This window comes from Brevundimonas sp., from assembly GCF_016742135.1.
GTDB lineage: Bacteria > Pseudomonadota > Alphaproteobacteria > Caulobacterales > Caulobacteraceae > Brevundimonas.
In genome coordinates, this window is record NZ_JACVCG010000001.1 from 124,954 (window position 1) to 139,874 (window position 14,921).

18 protein-coding genes and 1 tRNA gene are annotated in these 14,921 nt (G+C 68.3%); 8 read left to right on the forward strand and 11 right to left on the reverse strand.

Annotation, left to right across the window (positions count from 1 at the left end; genetic code table 11):
- Positions 1-34: 34 nt before the first annotated feature.
- Entirely contained in the window at positions 35-985 is a 951-nt protein-coding gene (locus IBJ06_RS00675) for a cation diffusion facilitator family transporter (protein ID WP_292156591.1), read from the reverse strand.
- 10 nt (positions 986-995) lie between these two features.
- Positions 996-1,655, reverse strand: coding sequence for a hypothetical protein (locus IBJ06_RS00680; protein WP_292156592.1), 660 nt, complete (start codon positions 1,653-1,655; stop codon positions 996-998).
- Positions 1,656-1,862: 207 nt separating this feature from the next.
- On the opposite strand from IBJ06_RS00680, the gene rplU reads away from it, so the two are divergent.
- The 3 genes from rplU to IBJ06_RS00695 all read left to right on the forward strand — a co-directional run bounded on the left by rplU (position 1,863) and on the right by IBJ06_RS00695 (position 3,527).
- Positions 1,863-2,435 carry a 50S ribosomal protein L21 gene (rplU, locus tag IBJ06_RS00685; protein WP_292156593.1) on the forward strand — a complete coding sequence of 191 codons (573 nt, stop codon included), beginning with the start codon at positions 1,863-1,865 and terminating at the stop codon, positions 2,433-2,435.
- Positions 2,436-2,543: 108 nt separating this feature from the next.
- Complete coding sequence (gene rpmA, locus IBJ06_RS00690; protein ID WP_292156594.1) at positions 2,544-2,834, forward strand: 50S ribosomal protein L27; 291 nt, start codon at positions 2,544-2,546, stop codon at positions 2,832-2,834.
- 159 nt (positions 2,835-2,993) lie between these two features.
- The gene (locus tag IBJ06_RS00695; RefSeq protein WP_292156595.1) at positions 2,994-3,527 is read left to right on the forward strand and encodes a GNAT family N-acetyltransferase; all 534 of its coding nucleotides are present in this window, start codon (positions 2,994-2,996) and stop codon (positions 3,525-3,527) included.
- 21 nt (positions 3,528-3,548) lie between these two features.
- Here IBJ06_RS00695 and IBJ06_RS00700 read toward each other — a convergent pair whose 3' ends face one another.
- The 3 genes from IBJ06_RS00700 to IBJ06_RS00710 form a co-directional block, all read right to left on the reverse strand.
- On the reverse strand, positions 3,549-3,740 hold the full coding sequence (locus tag IBJ06_RS00700) for a hypothetical protein (RefSeq protein ID WP_292156596.1): 192 nt from the start codon (positions 3,738-3,740) through the stop codon (positions 3,549-3,551).
- A gap of 101 nt (positions 3,741-3,841) precedes the next feature.
- Positions 3,842-4,462: a BA14K family protein gene (locus IBJ06_RS00705; RefSeq protein ID WP_292156597.1), complete on the reverse strand. Its 621-nt coding sequence runs from the start codon at positions 4,460-4,462 to the stop codon at positions 3,842-3,844.
- Positions 4,463-4,476: 14 nt separating this feature from the next.
- On the reverse strand, positions 4,477-5,001 hold the full coding sequence (locus IBJ06_RS00710; protein WP_292156598.1) for a hypothetical protein: 525 nt from the start codon (positions 4,999-5,001) through the stop codon (positions 4,477-4,479).
- 177 nt (positions 5,002-5,178) lie between these two features.
- Here IBJ06_RS00710 and IBJ06_RS00715 point away from each other — a divergent pair, with 177 nt between their 5' ends.
- Positions 5,179-6,381 (forward strand): threonine ammonia-lyase, encoded by a 1,203-nt coding sequence (locus IBJ06_RS00715; protein ID WP_292156599.1) that lies wholly within the window; start codon positions 5,179-5,181, stop codon positions 6,379-6,381.
- Positions 6,362-6,898, forward strand: coding sequence for an FKBP-type peptidyl-prolyl cis-trans isomerase (locus tag IBJ06_RS00720; protein WP_292156600.1), 537 nt, complete (start codon positions 6,362-6,364; stop codon positions 6,896-6,898). Before IBJ06_RS00715 ends, IBJ06_RS00720 begins: the two co-directional genes overlap by 20 nt.
- 6 nt (positions 6,899-6,904) lie before the next feature.
- On the opposite strand, the gene queG is transcribed toward IBJ06_RS00720, so the two are convergent.
- From queG to IBJ06_RS00735, 3 genes are read right to left on the reverse strand one after another with little or no spacing between them, the layout of a single operon-like run.
- Positions 6,905-7,957, reverse strand: a complete 1,053-nt coding sequence (gene queG, locus IBJ06_RS00725; protein WP_292156601.1) for a tRNA epoxyqueuosine(34) reductase QueG — start codon at positions 7,955-7,957, stop codon at positions 6,905-6,907.
- 24 nt (positions 7,958-7,981) lie between these two features.
- The gene (locus IBJ06_RS00730; RefSeq protein WP_292156602.1) at positions 7,982-8,653 is read right to left on the reverse strand and encodes a glutathione S-transferase family protein; all 672 of its coding nucleotides are present in this window, start codon (positions 8,651-8,653) and stop codon (positions 7,982-7,984) included.
- Between the two features lie 49 nt (positions 8,654-8,702).
- Positions 8,703-9,356 (reverse strand): hypothetical protein, encoded by a 654-nt coding sequence (locus tag IBJ06_RS00735; RefSeq protein WP_292156603.1) that lies wholly within the window; start codon positions 9,354-9,356, stop codon positions 8,703-8,705.
- A gap of 129 nt (positions 9,357-9,485) precedes the next feature.
- Between IBJ06_RS00735 and IBJ06_RS00740 the strand changes: the two genes are divergently transcribed.
- Together IBJ06_RS00740 and IBJ06_RS00745 are read left to right on the forward strand one after the other, a co-directional pair.
- On the forward strand, positions 9,486-10,646 hold the full coding sequence (locus IBJ06_RS00740; protein WP_292156604.1) for a citrate/2-methylcitrate synthase: 1,161 nt from the start codon (positions 9,486-9,488) through the stop codon (positions 10,644-10,646).
- Positions 10,647-10,687: 41 nt separating this feature from the next.
- Complete coding sequence (locus tag IBJ06_RS00745) at positions 10,688-11,494, forward strand: undecaprenyl-diphosphate phosphatase (protein ID WP_292156605.1); 807 nt, start codon at positions 10,688-10,690, stop codon at positions 11,492-11,494.
- Between the two features lie 5 nt (positions 11,495-11,499).
- Here IBJ06_RS00745 and IBJ06_RS00750 read toward each other — a convergent pair whose 3' ends face one another.
- From IBJ06_RS00750 to IBJ06_RS00760, 3 genes are all read right to left on the reverse strand, one after another.
- On the reverse strand, positions 11,500-12,474 hold the full coding sequence (locus IBJ06_RS00750) for a complex I NDUFA9 subunit family protein (protein WP_292156606.1): 975 nt from the start codon (positions 12,472-12,474) through the stop codon (positions 11,500-11,502).
- Between the two features lie 142 nt (positions 12,475-12,616).
- A tRNA-Ala gene (locus IBJ06_RS00755) sits at positions 12,617-12,692 on the reverse strand.
- A 139-nt stretch (positions 12,693-12,831) separates the two neighbouring features.
- Positions 12,832-13,296: a TIGR02300 family protein gene (locus IBJ06_RS00760; protein WP_292156607.1), complete on the reverse strand. Its 465-nt coding sequence runs from the start codon at positions 13,294-13,296 to the stop codon at positions 12,832-12,834.
- Between the two features lie 138 nt (positions 13,297-13,434).
- On the opposite strand from IBJ06_RS00760, the gene aroA reads away from it, so the two are divergent.
- Positions 13,435-14,748, forward strand: a complete 1,314-nt coding sequence (gene aroA, locus IBJ06_RS00765) for a 3-phosphoshikimate 1-carboxyvinyltransferase (RefSeq protein ID WP_292156608.1) — start codon at positions 13,435-13,437, stop codon at positions 14,746-14,748.
- Positions 14,749-14,921: the final 173 nt, after the last annotated feature.

Below are 14,921 nucleotides of genomic sequence, written 5' to 3' on the forward strand. Positions count from 1 at the left end.
TAGATGGAGCGTCCCGGCTGGAAAGAAAAGGCCCTCAGCACTGCGGACAATCGTCCAGGGGCTCGGTCTCCAGCTGGATGGTCACATGGCCGAGGCCGAACCGCTCCCTTGCCAGGGCCTGGACCTCGGCCAGCAGGGCCGCGGCATCCGCCCGCTCGTGCACCAGATGGGCGGTCAGGGCCGCGTCTGTCGTCGACAGGCCCCAGACGTGCAGGTCATGCACCGCTACCACGCCCGGCAGGGCCAGCAGGCCCGCGCGCACCTGATCGACGGCGATTCCGGCGGGGGCCCCGTCCAGCGCCAGATTGACCGAGTCCTTCAGCAGACCCCAGGTGGCCCACAGGATCACCGCCACGATCACCAGGCTGATCATCGGATCGAGGATGGTCCAGCCGCTGAACATGATCACCAGTCCCGCCGCCACCACGCCCAGCGAGACCGCCGCATCGGCCATCATGTGCAGATAGGCGCCGCGCACATTCAGGTCCTTGTGCTGATCCTTCAGGAACAGCACGGCGGTGCCCAGGTTGATGACAAAGCCGATGCCCGCCACCGCGACGATGAAGCCGGACGCCACCTCCACGGGGTTCATCAGGCGCTCGACCGCCTCCCAGGTGATCCAGCCACAGGCGGCCAGCAGCAGGATGGCGTTGGCCAGGGCCGCCAGCACCGTGCCCTTGCGATAGCCGTAGGTCAGGGAATCCCGCGCCCGCCTGCGCGCCATCCAGGCCGCGCCCCCCGCCAGCGCCAGCGCCAGCACGTCCGACAGATTGTGCCCGGCGTCGGCCATCAGGGCGGTGGAGCCGCTGATCAGCCCGGCCCAGAACTCAACGATGACGAAGCCCAGGTTCAGAGCCAGCGCCACCAGATAGCGCCAGTCGCCCGTATCGACCGGCCCGTGGTCATGGCCGTGCGCATGTCCATGGTGCCCGTGCCCAGGATGGCTGTGACCGTGTCCGGCGTGGCTGTGTGCGTCGTGGGCCATGCGGCCGACCCTAGTGCTGGTGCATGACGACGAGAAGCCCCAGACCGATCAGGGCCAGACCCAGGATCGCGCCCTCGTAGCGCGCCCAGCGCTCCAGTCTCAGGATCGAGGCCCCGGCCCGGGCCAGGGTGGTGAACACCGCCATGCCCAGTACCGTCCCGGCAGCCAGGATCAGGGTCAGCAGGCCCAGCACCAGCAGGCCCTCTTCGGCCGAAGACAGATAGAGCGGCAGCAGCACCTCTCCGGGCGAGGCCGCCATGACCGCCACCAGCCCCCAGAAGGCCGCCGCCTGCGACACCGTCGGCTCGGGTGCCTCGAGGGCCGGCCCTTCCGCGGGCAGCGGTCTTCTGATCGTGGAACGGGACAGATAGAAGAGACCCAGCACAAACAGCAGACCGGCGGACAGCCAGGGCAGGACGCCCGCAATCCATCGGTCCAGCGCGAGGCCTGCGGCCACGATCAGGCCCCCGACGACGGCGGTCACTGCGATATGGGCCAAGCCCGCTGCCAGCACCGACCACAGGGTCGTGGCCAGACTCCACCGCTGCGCCCGCCCGACCAGCACGAACGGCAGCCAGTGGGTCGGCAGGGCGGCGTGCAGAAAGGCCGTGACGAAGCCACCAAGCAGCAGCGACACCAGCAGTGTGGGTTGAAAGTCGGACGGCGACATCGCGACGCCCTTAGCGCGTTACCTTATAACAGTCGAGAGGCGGGCAGGATTCTGCCCGGGAGGGCGCGGATCAGAGCCGCCCTGCGCGACGAATGCGCGCTTGTCCGTTGACTCGGGGCCGCCCTTCCGTATATGTCGCCGCTCTTCGCCTGCGGGGGTCCCTCGCGGGCGCTTATCTTTATGCGTTCAGGCTTTGAGGCTTTCGATATGTACGCGGTAATCAAGACCGGCGGTAAGCAATACCGGGTTCAACCGGGCGACGTGCTGGTCGTCGAAAAGCTGGACGGTGACGCCGGCTCGGACGTCAGCTTCGGCGAAGTCCTGATGCTGGGCGGTGACAAGGGAATCACGGTCGGTGCGCCGCTGATCGACGGTGCCACCGTCGCCGCGACCCTGATCGAGACCCGCAAGGGCGAGAAGGTCAAGATCTTCAAGAAGATCCGCCGTCAGGGCTATCGTCGGACGCGTGGCCATCGCCAGATGGAATCGGTGCTGCGCATCACCGGCATCGAAGGTGCCGGCGAAAAGGCCAAATGGGACGGCGAAACCTCGCTGATGACCAAGGCCGAGATGAACCTGCGCGCCCGTGGCCTGGCCTCGCGCGACGCGGCCCCGGCCCAGGACGAGGCTCCGAAGGCCAAGGCCGCTCCGGCGAAGAAGGCTCCGGCCAAAAAGGCTGCCCCTAAGGCTGAGGCCGCCACGGACGAGGCCCCCAAGTCCAAGGCTCCGGCGAAGAAGGCCCCCGCCAAGAAGGCCGCGCCCAAGGCCGACAAGGAATAACGCTTTAGGCGCACCGCCTGGCGGTGTGCTAGAATGACAATCACGCGCTCAAGCAGTGAGGCTCCGCGAGCCGAGCGATAGCGCATCGAGGAAGTACGGAGCAGACCTATGGCTCACAAGAAATCCGGTGGTTCGTCGCGCAACGGTCGCGACTCCGAATCCAAACGCCTCGGCGTGAAGAAGTTTGGCGGCGAGCGCGTGCTGGCCGGCAACATCATCGTGCGCCAACGCGGCACCAAATGGCACCCGGGCGACAACGTCGGCATGGGTCGTGACCACACCCTGTTCGCCCTTACCCCGGGCTCGGTGAAATTCACCACCAAGACCGGTGGCCGCTGTTACGTCTCGATTCTTGCGGCCAATGACGACCAGGCAGGCACCGCCGCCGCCGCCGAGTAACACGAAGCCCGACCGGATCGTGTTGCTCAACCAGCAGCCGATCCGGACCAAGGGAAATATTCCGCGGGGAGTCTGGATCACCAGGCTCCCCGTTTTCGTTCCCCGCCTCGAGCCGCCCGAGCCCTCACAAGGCGGCGGCAGGAAGACCGAGGTCCGGCCATGTGCGGAATTGAACCCTTGCCCGTCATAGAAACGCGGCGTCTGGCGCTGCGGGCACCCCGCGCCGAGGATGCCCCGCGCCTCGTCGCCCTGGCCAATGACCCCGATATCGCCCGCATGACCCTGCGCATGCCCTCGCCCTATTCGGTGGCCCACGCCGAGGAATTCCTTGCGAGCGTCGCCGCCCAGGATCCGCGCAACGGCAGCACCTTCATGATCGAGCACGAGGATCAGGGGCCGGTCGGCGTTATCGGCCTGTTCAACGACGCGGACCCTGTGCCGGAAACCGGCTACTGGATCGGGCGTCCTTTCTGGGGGCGGGGCTATGCCACCGAAGCCCTGCAGGGTGCGCTCAGCTGGGCGCGCAGCCGCTGGCGCAAGCGGGCGCTGGTCGCGGGCCACTTTGTCGACAATCCGGCCTCCGGCCGCGTGCTGGAAAAGGCGGGCTTTCTCTATACGGGTGAGGTCCGCCCCGGCCTCAGTCGCGCGCGCGGGGGTCCGGTCGAGACCCGGCGGATGATCTGGCTGGCTTGATGATCGTCGGCCCGACCTGCCTTAGCCCGGTACGGGCATGAAGATCATCAGCAGGGCCACGGTGACGAGGGCCAGGGCGACGATCACGCCCAGGATAAAGCCCAGCGCCAGACGCGCCCGCCTGCGCCTCAGACCTCCGCTCGAGACCGAGCGGATATAGACGAACGGTCGACGATCAAACGCTTCCGAACCGGTGATGTTGTGTCGGGACATGGACGCGCTCCCTTTGACCGAACCCGCGCCCGGGCGGACGCGCCCCTTCAGTGGCCCTCCGGCTGGGGCCAAAGCATGGCGAACGGTGGTTTATCTCGGGATCAGCCGCAATAGATCAGGCGGCCGCTGTAGGCGCGGTAATATCCCGTGCGCGGATCATAGGAGCGATAGGTGCGTCGGCACCAATCCACCCGCCGCGCGTCCCGTCCGCCGCCATAGGCCGAGCCCGACCCCGGATAGACCAGATCCGGCCGCCCATAGGCCCCGTAATAGGGGGTGGCACCGCCTTGGCCATAGGCGGGCGGGTGACGCCAGGCCGAGCCGTAATAGGGCTGGGGCCCATGTCCATAGCCATAGCCATAGCCATAGCGGTCGTCATGCCGTCGGTCGTGGTCGCGATAGCCATAACCATAGCTGCCCGAACCCTGGGACGTCCGGTGCCTCTGGTCGCGCCAGGCTGCATGGCAATCGGTGCGGTTGGCGTCCCAGAAGGCATCACAGCGATAGTCGCCCGGCCGGTCGCGCTGGGCCGCGACGCTCCAGTCGGAATATCCGCTGGTCTGGCGCACGGTGCGATAGTCCGCCTCATAGCGGTACTGGCTTTCATAGCCATAGCTGTACCGACCGTCGTAGCGGCTCTGGGCCTCTGCGGCCGGGATACCGAGGCCCAGCATGGCCCCGGCGGCGATCATGGTGACGATACGCGTCGGCAGCTGGGCCATGCGGCACTCCATCCTCAGAGGGTAACGTCCACGCGCGCGCCGTCGCGGGTCCGGATACGTTGCATCATGACCACCCGCTCCTGGCCACCGGCGCTGACCGGGGCGATGATGAACCATTCGCCGGCGGGCAGATTGTCGAATTGGAACCGGTTGTCGGCACAGGTCGAGGACCGAACAAAGGACCGGTAGTCGGCATTGGGATCGGGAACCGTGCGGGCGCGAACCACCGATTCGGGCAGGGCGGCCTTGTCGATCGAGCCGTAGAGGTTGCGGAACCGCGCGCGCGTGTAGGGGGTGACCGGCGTCAGGGCGACCGACCCGGTGCAGGTATAGCGCGTGCCGTTCTGCATGAAGTCGATCCGACCGTTGACGCTTCCCGTGCCGTTTGCCCCTGACCAGGCAAAGTCGGCGGCATTGAAGGCGGTGGATTCGGCGATGGGGCCCGGTCCCGGTCCGGTGGTGGGCGCGCAGGCGGCGGTCGCCGCCAGGGCCGCAGCCCCGAGCGAAGAAAGGGTAAGGGTTCGCAGCGAAACAGGCATGGTCAGGTTCTTCCTCCGGAACACGTGCGGCCGATCATAGGCCCGGATCGACGTCACCGCCATGACGCCTAACGCAAGCCATAAGGTCAAGGTTGCGAGCGGTCCGCCACTGGTCCACAAGCGGGGGCTGAAGACCGTGATCCACACGGCAGGAACGCTTTGGAACCCGTACCGCGGATGACCGTCACCTTCTCCGATATCCAGGCCGCCCGCGAGCGCATCCGGGGCCAGGTCGATCACACCCCGACCCGCCATTCCCGCCGCCTGTCCGAGCTGACCGGGGCCGAGGTCTGGGTCAAGTTCGACAATCTGCACTTTACCGGCAGCTTCAAGGAGCGCGGCGCGCTGAACCGGCTGCTGCTGCTGGATGCGGACGAGCGCAGGCGCGGCGTCGTCGCCGCCTCGGCCGGCAACCATGCCCAGGCCCTGGCCTATCACGGGGGACGGCTGGGCGTGCCCGTCACCATCGTCATGCCCGAGGGGACGCCCTTCGTGAAGATCGACGGCACCCGCCGCCACGGGGCCCGGGTGGTAATCGAGGGCGCGGACTTCACCGGCTCGACAGCCGAGGCACACCGCCTGCGCGACGAGGAAGGCTTCGTCTTCATCTCGGCCTTCGACGATGCGGGCATTGTCGCCGGGCAGGGCGTCTGCGCGATGGAGTTCCTCGAGGATGCCCCCGATATCGAGGACATGATCATCCCGATCGGGGGCGGCGGCCTGATCGCGGGTTGTTCCATCGCGGCGAAGGCGATCAAGCCTGAACTGAACGTGCATGGCGTCGAGGCGGCCATGTATCCGTCCTTTATCGCCCGCCGGCGGGGCGAAACGCCAAAGTGCGGCGGGGCCACCATCGCCGAGGGGATCGCGATCAAGGCGGTCGGCGACATCCCCTTCGCCCTCGCCGATCCGCTGGTGAAGGAGATCTTCGTCTGCGAAGAGGCCGATTTCGAAAAGGCTGTCGCCTTCTATGCCACGTTCGAGAAGACCGTGGCCGAGGGGGCCGGCGCCGGGGGCCTCGCCGCCCTGCTGGCCAATCCGGACCGATTCAGGGGCCGCAGGGTCGGCCTCGTCCTGTGTGGCGGCAATATCGACGCGCGCATGCTGGCCGTGGTGCTGAACCGCGAGATGGTCCGCGAGCGGCGTCTGATCATCTATCGCATCCTGGGCGACGACCGTCCGGGGATGCTGTCCTCCATGGCGGCGGTGATCGGCGGCCTGGGCGGCAATATCATCGACGTGGTCCACAACCGGCTGGCGCTTGACGTGCCGGCCAAGGGGGCCGAGTTCGACATCATGGTGGAAACCCGTGACTCGGCGCATGCCGATGAGATCGGCAAGGCTCTGGGGGACAAGGGTTATGAACTTCGCATGGGCTAGGGCCGCGGGTGCGGCATGTGCGGGCCTTCTGCTGTTGTCCGCCTGCGGAAACGGGGGCGGGGATGCGTCCGCCGACAGCGCCGCCCGGGCCAGGGCGGCCGAGTATTTCCTCACCGCCAACGCTCGCGCCGAAGGCGTCCGGACCACGGAAAGCGGGCTTCAGTACAAGGTCGTCAACTCGGGTCCGGCGGATGGTATCCAGCCCGACAGCAACGACCTCGTTCGCGTTGAATACGAGGGCAGCCTGACCAATGGCACCGTCTTCGACAGCTCCTATCAGCGCGGCGCGCCAGCGGTCATGTCGCCGCAGGGCCTCGTGCCCGGCTGGACCGAGGCGCTGCAGATGATGCGCCCCGGCGACGAGTGGATGCTCTATGTCCCGCCCGCCCTCGGCTATGGCGAAGAAGGGCGTCCCCCGGCCATTCCCGGCAACTCCGTTCTGGTCTTCCGCGTCAAACTGCTGGCGGTCGCGCCGGCACCCGGCGGCCACCGCGGCGTGGGCGAGGCCTCGGGCTGACTCGGCTCAGCGTCGCGCGCTCTCCAGCCGCGCCACCGCCCATCCGGCCGCGTCCCTGACCACAGGGTCCGGATCCCCGGTCAGGCGCCGGGCGATATCAAGCAGAGCGACGTCGCCGCTGTTTCCGATGGCGTACAGCACATTGCGCACGAACCGGTCGCGGCCGATCCGCTTGATCGGGCTCTTGCGGAAGCGCGCGCGAAACCCGGCGTCGTCCAGCGCCGCCAGCTCGGCCAGCGGGGGGCTCACCGCCTCGTCGCGGGCCGCCAGTCGCGCCTCGCGTGAGGTCTCGGCGAACTTGTTCCACGGACAGACCGCCAGACAGTCGTCACAGCCATAGATGCGGCTGCCTGTCGCCTCGCGGAACTCCTCCGCCCAGGGTCCCGCGAACTCGATGGTCAGATAGGACAGGCACCGCCGGGCATCCAGCTGGAACGGCGCGGGAAAGGCCCCCGTCGGGCAGGCATCCAGACAGGCGGTGCAGGAGCCGCAGTGCTCCCCTTCCGCCTCATCAACCGACAGGTCGGCCGCCGACAGGATCACCCCCAGGAACAGCCAATTGCCATGCCGGCGCGACAGCAGATTGGTGTGCTTGCCCTGCCAGCCGAGGCCGGCGCGCTGGGCCAGCGGCTTTTCCATCAGGGGGGCGGTGTCGACGAACACCTTTACGTCTTCGCCGGTCTTGGCCGCGATAAAACCCGCCAGCGTCTTCAGTCGCCCCTTGATCAGCTCGTGATAGTCGTCGCCGCGGGCGTAGACCGAGATATAGCCGCGCGATCCGTCCTCCAGCTCGACCAGCGGATCGGTGCCGGGACCATAGTTGAGGCCCAGCACGATGGCGGTGCGCGCCCGGTCCCACATGGCGGTCGGATGGCGCCGCCGGTCCAGCGTGGTCTCCATCCACGCCATCTCGCCATGCCGCCCCGCCTCGACGAACTGGCCCAGATGATCGCCGGCGGCCCAGGCCGCCCCGGCTGACGCCAGCCGGCAGGCGTCAAAGCCCAGCGCCGTCGCGCGGGCGCGGATCTCCTCGACCAGACTGTTGATGGGGTCGCTCATCGCCCCGCCTTGCCGCGAACGGGCCTAGAAGTCGAGGTCGTCGTAGTGGGCAACGGGCGGCTGGCCCGGCAGGCGGTCGGCCAGCAGCGGCCGGAAACACGGCCGGCACTTCGCCCGCACATACCAGTCCTTGAGCGCCGGATACGTCGCCCAGGCGATCTCGCCGAAATAGTCCAGCACCGACAGGTGCGCCGCCGCCACCAGATCGGCCTGACCCAGCCGACGTCCCGCCAGCCAGTCGCGCCCCCGCGCCAACCCTTCCAGCTCGACCAGATGCGCCTTCAGCGCCTCCCGCCCGGCCCTGAGGGCGCGCGCTTCGGGCGGGCCCAGCCGCAGCAGGGGCTTTTCCATCCGCTCGTGCAGCAGGATGGCCTGGACCTCGTCGGTGAATTTCCGCTCGAACCAGCCGGTCAGCCGGCGGGTCTCGGCGCGTTCGGCCTCGTCCCGGGTGAACAGCAGCTTGCCCTCGGTCTGGTCGTCGACCCAGCCCAGGATGGCAGCGCTCTCGCACAGCACCAGGTCCCCGACCGTCAACACCGGGGGCATGCCCGACGGGTTCAGCCCGTGCAGCGGACAGTCGTCCTCCCACGGTTTGACCGGCGTCTCGCGCACGGCGATCTTCGCCTCGCCCAGCGCCAGGCGCGCGCACCGCGATCCCGGGTCGAAGGCGAAATGAAGCAGCACGGACTCGGCCATGGGGCCTCCATGCCCCAGGGGTCGTTAAGCGGACGTTTACCGCGTGGCCTCAGCCCCAGGGCCCGCGCCGCACCGGCGGCAGGCCGGGGACCAATGTCGGCGCGCCCATCCGGGTGGTGTCTTCGGCGGTCCGGATCAGCGCCCAGCCCCCCCAGGCCATCCAGATGGCCAGGATCAGGCCCGCCGCAGCGTCCAGCGCGGGGGCACCGAGCATGACCCCGGCCACGAGGCCGAGGGCCAGAACCCCCGCCGCCGCCAGCTCGGCGATCGACTGGTCCCGCACCTCGCCGCGCACCGCGGCCGGCTGCGACGCCACCGCCCGACCGCGCAGCCAAGCCAGCCCCAGTGTCAGGCCGATGACGGCCAGCGCCGCCCCTGGTCCCCAATAGCCGCCCGACAGCGGTACCGGCTGGATAATCCGCGCCAGGGCGACCAGTCCCATGAACGCCCCTGCGGCCATCACCATACTGCCCTTCAGGCGGCGGATGCGACCCTCCGGCTCCCCGGTTGTCCGCCCGGTACCCGCGATCATGCCCAGCGCCAGAAGGTCGATGAGGCTGTCTGTCAGGGCGGTCAGCGCCCCGACCGACCCCGTGGCCCGCACGGCGAAGACCTTTACCGCCACTATCCCCATGACCAGCGCCCAGACAGCCCATGTCCCGGACAGGCTCTGGCCGATGGGGGAGGAGGGGGACGGCGTCATGGCGGGCTTGTCGCCCATCGACGCGGGCTTGCCAATGGTCCCCGATGCGGCTCAGACACCCTTGTGTCATGAAATCGTCCCAGATCGGGTATTGAGTGGCATTCTCACGATTTTCTGCACGGGGCGGGCATGAACGCAGACCACGGCTGGATCGGACGCACCGAGGCTCTGAGGCGGCTGGGGGTCAAGACCCAGACCCTCTACGCCTACGTCAGCCGTGGCCGCATCGCGGCTCGCCCGGACCCGAGCGACCCGCGTCGCAGCCTCTATGCCGAAAGCGATATCGAGCGCCTTGAGGCCGGGGATCGCGCGGCCGCACCTGCGATACTCAGCCGGGGGGCGGCGGGACGGGGCGAGGCCGAGGTCTTCTCGACCCTGTCGACCCGGATCGACGGTCGGCTTTGCTATGCGGGCCTCGACGTGGCCCAGCTCTCGGCCCAGTCCACGCTTGAGGACGTCGCCCGGCGTCTCTGGGGGCTGAAGTCGGCCCAGCCGCTGATGGGGCTGAAGCCCCGCGTCGATGCCGTGACCGGGGCCTCCATCCGCCTTCGGACCTGCGCCTGTCTGGCAAGGCGCGCGGCCGAGGACCTCCCGCTTCCCGGACGCGATCCTGACGCCCTCCGTGCCGAGGCCGCCGACATCCTGAACGAGGTCATCGATGCGGCTGCGGGATCGGGCCCGCGTCTGTTGTTCCACCAGCGTCTGGCCCGCGGTTGGAAGCTGATCGAGCGGGACGCCGATCTGATCCGGCGCGCTCTCGTTATGTGTGCCGATGATCTGGCCATGGCCCCCATCCTGGCGGCCCGCACGACAGCCCAGTCGGGGGCTCCCCTGGCCGGGGCGGCTCTGGCCGGCGTCACGGCGTTGATGGGATCGCCGGTGATGACGCAGACCCGTATCGCCGCCTCCTGGGTGGTTCAGGCGCGGCGCAACCCGGCCCAGGCCCTGTCCCGCGCGATCGAGGAAACAGGGACCGCTCCCGGCTTCATCGATCCGGCCTCCCCCGACACGGACGAAATCCGCGCCCGCACCCTGATCGAGGCATCGCGCCTGCCGTCGGATCTCGAGGCCGTGTGGCGTGAGGGAGAGACGCGCGGTCTGGTCCCCGGCCTGCCGCTGGCGCTGGCGCTGCTCGCCCGCCGTCTCGACCTGCCGCGCGACGGGGCCGTCGACCTGCTGGTGCTCGGCCGTCTGACCGGCCTTTTGGGACATGTTCTGGATCAGGCGATTGGCGGCTCGCCTATCCGCACCCGACTGCGCTATGTGGGTCCTACTCCCGGCGCCAACTGACGTCATCCTGCCGGGCCACTGACATCCGACAAGGGGATCCGATGGCCGACTGGCTGCTGGCGATTATTCTGGGGCTGGTCGAAGGCCTGACCGAGTTCATTCCGGTGTCCTCGACGGGGCATCTGCTGTTGCTCGGCCATTTCCTCGGCTTTGAAAGCACCGGCAAGACGTTCGAGATCGTCATTCAGCTGGGTGCCCTGCTGGCCATCATCAGTGTCTATTTCAAACGCCTGTGGACACTGGCGACCCGCTGGCCCTTCGATGCCGAGGCCCGACGCTTCCTGATCGGCCTTCTGGTCGCCTTTGCGCCCGCCGTGGTGATCGGCGTCTTCGCCTATGACTTCATCAAGCTGGTGCTGTTCGAGACGCCGGTGGTGATCTGCGTCGCCCTGATCATCGGCGGCATCCTGCTGCTGATGCTGGACCGGATGAAGAAGGTGCCGGTCTATCTCGAGGCCGACCGCTATCCGATGCGGATCTATCTGTTGATCGGCCTGTTCCAGTGCCTGGCCATGATCCCGGGCGTGTCGCGGTCGGGGGCGACGATCGCCGGCGGCCTGCTGCTGGGGACGGACAAGCGCTCCGCCGCCGAGTTCAGCTTCTTCCTCGCCCTGCCCACCATGGGGGCGGCGGTCGCCTATGACCTGCTGCAGAACTGGGAGCGGCTGGATTTCAGCGACGCGGGCCTGATCGCCATCGGCTTCGTCACCGCGTTTCTCACCGCGCTGGCGGTGGTCAAGCTGCTGCTGGACTTCGTGTCCCGCCACGGCTTTGCCCCGTTCGCCTGGTGGCGGATTGTCGTCGGGGTCGTGGGTCTGGTTCTGCTGGGCCTCGGCGTCGGGGCCTGAGGGGCTCAGCCGGCGGGCTGTTCGGCGAACTGGCCGCCCCGGCGGTAGCGCCACAGATAGCTGGGCACCACGGCCGCCATGCCGGTCGGCTCGATCCCCAGATCTGCCAGGCCCGTCGCGCCCTCGGACACGACATTGTCGGTCTGCATCAGCAGGATCTGGTCGCGCGTCAGCACCGGGGGAATACCGACCAGCGTCGTCAGTTGCGCCACCGAGCCGATGGCCCGGGCGACCGGGAAGGGCAGGGGCAGCAGCAGGCGATGACGACCCGTCTCGCGCGCGATCATCTTCAGCACCTCTTCAAAGGTGATGACCGTCGGTCCGCCCAGCTCGACCGTCTGGCCGGCCCGCGCCGGATCGGTGGCCATGCGCGCCACGGCCTCGGCCACATCGCCGACGAACACGGGTTGGAAGCGCGTCCGCCCGCCGCCGATCAGCGGCAGGGCCGGGGCCATCCCCGACAGGGCCGCGAACCGGTCGAAGAAGCCGTCGCCCGGGCCGAACACGATGGACGGGCGCACGATGACGGCACCGGGGAAGGCTTCGGTGACGGCGGCTTCGCCGCGCGCCTTGGAGCGGGCATAGGCGGACTCGCTGTTCGGATCCGCACCGATGGCCGACATCTGCACCATGCGGCGGGCCCCGGCGGCCTTCGCGGCCTCGGCCACGGTGCGGGCACCCTCCACGTGAATGCGCTCAAAGGCCTTCGAGCCTGGACGCTCATACAGGATGCCGACCAGATTGATGACAATGTCCGCGCCCGCCACGGCGGTCCGCACCGTCTCCGCATCGGTGATGTCGCCATAGATGGGCATCACCTGGCCGACGTCGCCCAGCGGCTTCAGATCATGGGCCAGGTTGGGATTGCGCACGGCTACCCGGACGCGCAGGCCGCGCCGCGCCAGGGCGCGCACCACCTGGGTCCCGACAAAGCCGGATCCCCCGAACACAGTGACCAGACCCGAACCGGACGGCATCATCAGCCATGCTCCCTGAAAGGCCCCGACGACGGGCCGCTTGCGATGGGGGGATAGACGATGCGCCCGCGCCGGGCAATGCGGCTGCGTGTCGGTATGAGGCCGGAATTGGAAAACCCCCCGCCGTGGTCCGGCGAGGGGTTTATGGTGGAGCTAAGCGGAGTCGAACCGCTGACCTCTTGAATGCCATTCAAGCGCTCTACCAACTGAGCTATAGCCCCGAACCTTTGGCGGATGCCGCCGGTCTGGTCCGCCGGTCCCTTGAGGGGGTCCAGCGAGGCGGCGGAACCTATGTCAGGGCTTGATCCCGATCAAGCCCGATTCCGCCAAATATTTTCACCGTCGGGACGGCGTGTTTTGTCAGTCGTCGTCCTGGGACGGCTTGACGATCTCGCCCTCGAAATCGTCATCGTCGTCGCCGTCGTCGATGAAGGCGGCCGAGTCATCGTCGTCGTCGTCCAGAACGTCGTCATCGTCGTTCATGCCGGCGTCGTCATTCGAGGTATCCTCGTCCTCGTCGTCGTCCGGCGTCAGGATCTTCTCATGGCCTTCCTGATCAATTTCGGGGGTCGGCGGCGTGTCGTCCTCCTCCTCCTCATCGTCGTCGGCGGTCTTGCCCTTGACCTGATCGTCGGTGTCCTCGTCGGTGTCTTCCGGCTCGGGCGCATCGGCCGGGCGACCGCGACGGTTGCGCAGGCGCAGGGCTTCCTCGGGATCAAACTCGGTGTCGCACTTCGGGCAGTGCGCCGGGCGGCGGTTCAGATCATAGAATTTGGCCTGGCAGTTCGGGCAGACCTGCTTGGCGCCAAGTTCAGCTTTGCTCACGGATCGTGACCTTCGCATCGGGTGGATTTCGGGCGGCTCCCTTGCCACCCGAACGGCCCGCTGTCAAAAGCCATCTTCGCCCGAAAGCCGGTTTCTTCGCGCTGTCTCCCGTTTCCGTGTCTGACCGAAAGGCCGTCCGTGGCCGCCGCTTCCTTGCTCACCGCCCGCCCGGGGGCCGCTCTCTCAGGAACCGTCACCGCCCCGGGGGACAAGTCCGTGTCCCACCGCGCCCTGATCCTCGGCGGCATGGCCGAGGGTGTCACCGAGATCGAGGGGCTGCTGGAGGGCGAAGACATTCTGGCCACGGCGCGGGCGGTGGCGGCCTTTGGCGCCCGAGTTGCGCGGCTGGGCCCCGGGCAGTGGATCGTGACCGGCCAGGGCGGCTTTCGTCAGCCCGACAGCGTCATCGACTGCGGCAATGCGGGCACGGGCGTGCGCCTGCTGATTGGGGCGGCTGCAGGCTATCCGGTCACCGTGACCTTCGACGGGGACGCCAGCTTGCGCAAACGCCCGATGAAGCGGATCACAGGCCCCCTGACCGGGATGGGGGCACGCTTTGAATGGCAGGACGACCCGGATCGTCTGCCCCTCCGCCTGACAGGGGGCAAGCTCAAGGGCCTGACCTTCACCCAGGCGGTCGCCTCGGCCCAGGTCAAATCGGCCCTGTTGCTGGCGGGTCTGAATGCCTCGGGCGACACCGACATCACCGAGCCCGAGCGCAGCCGCGATCATACCGAGCGCATGCTGCGGGCCTTCGGCGCTGCGGTCCGTGTCCGCGAGGAGGGCCAGGGCTGGCGCATGCGTCTCGCGGGCGGCCAGCGCCTGAGCGGTACGCCCGTCTCCGTCCCCGGCGACCCCTCGTCCGCCGCCTTTCCGCTGGCCGCCGGCCTGATCGTGCCGGGCAGCGCGGTGACGGTCGAAAACGTCATGCTCAACCCGCTCCGCACGGGCCTGTTCGACACCTGGCGCGAGATGGGCGCGGACCTTGAGGTCACCAACCGGCGTGAAAGCGGCGGCGAGACCGTGGGCGATATAACCGCGCGGTACTCCTCCCTCACCGGCGTGGTCGTGCCCGAAGCCCGCGCCGCCTCCATGATCGACGAATATCCGATCCTCGCCGCCACCGCCGCCTTTGCCTCGGGCCGGACCGTCATGCGGGGCATCGGCGAGATGCGGGTCAAGGAAAGCGACCGCATCGCCCTGATGGCCCGGGGCCTCATGGCCTGCGGTGTGACCGTCGAGGAAGAGCCTGAGGGCCTGATCGTCACCGGCGGTCCTGTTCAGGGCGGGGCCACCATTGAGACCGCCCACGATCACCGCATCGCCATGAGCCATCTGGTGCTGGGCCTCGCCGCCGCCCGCCCGGTCACCGTCCGCGACGCCGAAATGATCGCCACCAGCTTTCCGGGGTTTGTGGCGTTGATGCAGGGGCTGGGTGCCGACATTGGCTAAGCGCTCTCGCAAACCGATGGGGCCGGTTGAGAGGCTTGTGTCCATCGATAAGGCTTGGCGCAGGCGGCAAGACGCGTTCTGGAAGCGCGTGGAGCAGTCCCGTTACGGGCCTTTGGTATACGGGGCGATGCTTCTCCTGTTTCTCTGTCTCGGTCTGGCGAGTTGCTATTATG